Source organism: Pseudoxanthomonas taiwanensis (assembly GCF_010093135.1).
Taxonomy (GTDB): Bacteria; Pseudomonadota; Gammaproteobacteria; order Xanthomonadales; family Xanthomonadaceae; genus Pseudoxanthomonas; species Pseudoxanthomonas taiwanensis.
The window spans coordinates 1-4,179 of sequence record NZ_PDWK01000116.1; the positions used below are offsets into that span (position 1 = coordinate 1).

Below are 4,179 nucleotides of genomic sequence, written 5' to 3' on the forward strand. Positions count from 1 at the left end.
CCCGGCCCCGGCCCCCCCCCCACCCCCCGCACGCCGGCCCGCTCCTGCCGCGGGCCGCGCCCCCCCGGGCGCCCCCGGCCCCCCCCCCCCCGCCGGCAGACCTGACGCCTCCCGCGGCCCCCGACCAGGCCGGCCCGGAGTTCGTGGTCCGGCGCTTCGCCCTGGAGGGCGTGACCCTGCTGCCGGAATCCGTGCTGCAGGAGGCGCTGGCGCCCTGGCTCGACCGGCCGCTGCGCTTCCCCGAGCTGCAGGCAGCCCTGCGCCGGATCGTGGCGGTGTACCGTGAGCACGGCTGGTTCGCCCGCGCCCAGTTGCCGGAGCAGGACATCACCGAGGGCACCGTGGCGGTGCAGGTGCTGGAAGGCCGCTTCGGCCGCCTGGGCCTGCTGGACGAGGACACCCGCGCCAACGCCGAGTTCGTCGCCGCCATGGTCGGCCGCGGCCTGCGTGCGGGCGAGCCGTACGCGCTCGAGTGGCTGGAGCGCGGCCTGCTGCTGGCCAACGACCTGCCGGGTATCTACGTGGACGGCGTGTTGCAGGCCGGCCGCGAACCGGGCACCAGCGACCTGCTGCTGCAGGTGGAGGATGGCCCGTTGCTGACCGGCAGCCTGGGCGTGGGCAACGAGGGCAGCCGCTACACCGGCCGTGCCCAGGCCATCGGCCGGCTGTCGCTGGACAACCCCAGCGGCTACGGCGACCAGCTCTCGGCCACCGGCATGCGCGGCGCGGACCTGGAGTACGCCGGCGCCAGCTACATCGCCCCGCTGGGCAGCAGCGGCCTGCGCGGCAGCCTGGGCTACAACACCCTGCACTACCGCCTGGGCAAGGAGTTCGAGCTGCTGGAGGCCACCGGCAGCTCGCGCCTGCACCGCGCGGCGCTGGGCTATCCCCTGCGCCGCAGCGCGGCCTGGAACCTGGAGGCGGAGCTGGTCTGGACGCGCCGCCGCCAGGAGGACGCCAGCTTCGGCGTGGACCTGCACCGCCGCCACCTGCGGGACCTGACCCTGACCCTGCTGGGTGACGCCGTGCACCGCGGCGGCCACGGCGCCCATACCGCCTGGATCGCCGACCTGGCCAGCGGACGGGTGCGCCTGGCCCTGCCCGAGGACCGTCTGGCCGACGCCTCCGGCCCGGGCATCGAGGGCCGCTACACCCTGGCCCGGCTGGAGCTGCGCCACGACCGCTGGCTGGCCCCGGACTGGTACCTGCGCGCGCGCCTGGCCGGACAGTGGGCCGACGGCAACCTCGACTCCTCGCAGCAGTTCGTGCTCGGCGGCCCCTACGGCGTGCGCGGCTACCCGGTCAACGAGGCGCCCGGCGACAGCGGCGCGGTGCTGCAGCTGGAGCTGCACCGGATCGCGGCCACGCCCGGCGGCGGCGAGCTGGACGGCTTCGCGTTCCTCGACGGCGGCCGCATCCGCCAGCGCCAGGACCCGTGGGAGGCCCTGGATCGCAACCGCTACGGACTGGCCGCCGCGGGCCTGGGCCTGCGCTGGACCCGCCGCGGCTTCAGCGCCGCCCTCGCCTGGGGCGTGCCGCTGGGCGGCAACCCCGGCGGCTTCGACGGCGCCAACCAGGATGGCAGCCGCCGCGCGCCGCAGCTATGGTTCAACCTGCGCCAGCGCTTCCCGCGCTGAGCGCCTGCCCGGAGACCGCCATGCGCCACGGCCCCGCTTCCCGACTCCGCCTGCCCTTCCACGCCGCCGCGCTGGGCCTGCTGGCCTGGCTGCCGGCACTGGCCTGGGGCCAGGCGCGCGACGCACTGCCCGAGGACGGCCGGGTGGCCGCCGGCCACGCCGAGCTGGCCCGCCAGGACCGCGCCCTGACCATCACCCAGCGCACCCCGCGCGCGGTGCTGCAGTGGCGCAGCTTCGACATCGGCGCCGACGCGGCGGTGCGCTTCGTGCAACCGGACGCCTCGGCGGTGGCGCTCAACTGGGTGCTGGGCGGCACCCCCTCGCGCATCGCCGGCGAGCTGTCCGGCAACGGCCATGTCTTCCTGCTCAACGCCGCCGGGGTGCTGGTGGCGCCCGGCGCGCGGATCGACGTGGGCAACCTGGTGGCCACCAGCCTGGAGCTGACCGGCGGGGCGGCCTTCGACCGGCCGACCGCGGGCTTCGCCACGACCTGGCAGCAGGCAATCTCCGCCAACGGCCTGCTGGCGATGGCCGGCCTGGTCGCCGCCACCGAACCGGCCGCCGACCCGGCCGATCCCGCGCAGCAGGCTGCCCGGCCCGCCGGCCTGCTGACCCTGGAGGCCGGCGCCGACGGCCACCTGCGCATCGGCCTGGACCCTGCCCAGGTGCGGACGCTGCTGGAGGACGGCGGCATGCGCCAGGAGGGCGGGGAGCTGGTGATGTCGGCCGAGGCCGAGAGCACGGTGGCCGCCAGCGCCGTGGCCGGCGGCGGGGCGCCGCAGGCGCGCGGCGCGGTGCTGCGCGACGGCCGCCTGCTGCTGCTGGCCACGCCCGCGGACGGCGGCCAAGCCGGCGCGGCGCCGCGGTCCGGCGGCGGCATCCGCGCCTTCGCCGACGAGCCGCGGCGCTGAGCCTTACGCGTGCTCCAGGGCGTCGGCCAGGCGCTCGACCGCGATCACTTCCAGGTCCTTGTACTTCGCGCCGCCACGCGGGGCGTTGGCCTTCGGCACGATGGCGCGGCGGAAGCCGTGCGTGGCCGCCTCGCGCAGGCGCTCCTCGCCATTGGGCACCGGGCGGATCTCGCCCGACAGGCCCACCTCGCCGAAGGCGATGGTCTTGTCCGGCAGCGGCCGGTCGCGCAGGGAGGACAGCACCGCCAGCAGCACCGGCAGGTCGGCCGCGGTTTCCTGCACGCGGATGCCGCCGACCACGTTGACGAACACGTCCTGGTCGCCGACCGCGATGCCGCCGTGCCGGTGCAGCACCGCCAGCAGCATGGCCAGGCGGTTCTGCTCCAGGCCCACCGCGACCCGGCGCGGGTTGGACAGCGGCGAGGCATCCACCAGCGCCTGCACCTCCACCAGCAGCGGCCGCGTGCCCTCGCGGGTGACCATCACGCAGCTGCCCGGCTGGCGCGCGCTGCCGGACAGGAAGATCGCCGAGGGGTTGGGCACTTCCTTCAGGCCCTTGTCGCCCATGGCGAACACGCCCAGCTCGTTGACCGCGCCGAAGCGGTTCTTGAACGCCCGCAGCACGCGGAAACGGCTGCCGCTCTCGCCCTCGAAGTACAGCACCGCGTCGACCATGTGCTCGAGCACGCGCGGGCCGGCAATGCCGCCCTCCTTGGTGACGTGGCCGACCAGGAACACCGCCGTGCCGGTCTCCTTGGCGTAGCGCACCAGGCGCGCGGCGCTCTCGCGCACCTGGCTGACCGAGCCTGGCGCGGCGGTCAGGGTCTCGGTCCACAGGGTCTGCACCGAGTCGGCCACGATCAGGCGCGGCCTGGCCTGGGCGGCATGGTGCAGGATGGCCTCCACCCCGGTCTCGGCCAGCGCCTGCAGGTTGTCCAGCGGCAGGCCCAGGCGCACCGCGCGCCCGGCCACCTGCGCCAGCGACTCCTCGCCGGTGACGTACAGCGCCGGCACCTGCGCGGCCATCTTCGCCAGCGCCTGCAGCAGCAGCGTGGACTTGCCGATGCCCGGGTCGCCGCCGACCAGCACCACCGCGCCCTCGACCAGGCCGCCGCCCAGCACCCGGTCCAGTTCGCCGATGCCGGTGGACATGCGCACCTCGGCCACCTGGGTCACGTCCTTCAGCGCGGTGACCCTGGGCGGGTCCACCTTGCCGGCCCAGCCGGAACGGCGCGCCGCCGCCGGCGCGCCGCCACCGGAGGCCGGCTCCAGCACGACCTGCGAGAGCGTGTTCCACGCCCCGCACTCGCCGCACTGTCCCTGCCACTTGCTGTACTCCGCGCCGCATTCGCCGCAGACGAAGGCGGTGCGCGCCCTGCCAGGTTTGGTCATCTCCTCGCCATCCACGCTTGATGCTGCCGGGCAGGATACCCAACACCGTCGCAGCACGAGAGACGGCCACGCACGACCACGCACGTTGCGCATGCAGCCGCCTGCACGCAAGGGAAGGTCTGAACAACCCGCTCTGCCGCCCGGATTGCGGCATCGTGGCGCCGGCCTGGCGTCGCTTTCGAGCCGGATTTCGCCCGTGCAGGGCGGTTTTTGGCGGGTTTCCCCGCCTTACGGACGCA

The 4,179-nt window shown here is 75.5% G+C and carries 3 protein-coding genes; 2 read left to right on the forward strand and 1 reads right to left on the reverse strand.

Annotated elements, in window-relative coordinates:
- Window positions 1–143 precede the first annotated feature (143 nt).
- Complete coding sequence (locus CR938_RS13885; protein WP_246191102.1) at window positions 144–1,637, forward strand: ShlB/FhaC/HecB family hemolysin secretion/activation protein; 1,494 nt, start codon at window positions 144–146, stop codon at window positions 1,635–1,637.
- Between the two features lie 20 nt (window positions 1,638–1,657).
- A complete protein-coding gene (locus CR938_RS13890; RefSeq protein ID WP_162125556.1) occupies window positions 1,658–2,548 on the forward strand; it encodes a filamentous hemagglutinin N-terminal domain-containing protein in 891 nt (296 codons plus the stop codon).
- Window positions 2,549–2,551: 3 nt separating this feature from the next.
- Here the strand turns inward: CR938_RS13890 and radA are convergent, their stop codons facing one another.
- Complete coding sequence (gene radA, locus CR938_RS13895; RefSeq protein ID WP_162125557.1) at window positions 2,552–3,940, reverse strand: DNA repair protein RadA; 1,389 nt, start codon at window positions 3,938–3,940, stop codon at window positions 2,552–2,554.
- Window positions 3,941–4,179 lie beyond the last annotated feature (239 nt).

Bases quoted from the DNA above. Each gene is read 5' to 3' on its own strand.
- CR938_RS13890 (WP_162125556.1), top strand. From the start codon at position 1,658: ATGCGCCACGGCCCCGCTTCCCGACTCCGCCTGCCCTTCCACGCCGCC.
- radA (WP_162125557.1), bottom strand. From the start codon at position 3,940: ATGACCAAACCTGGCAGGGCGCGCACCGCCTTCGTCTGCGGCGAATGC.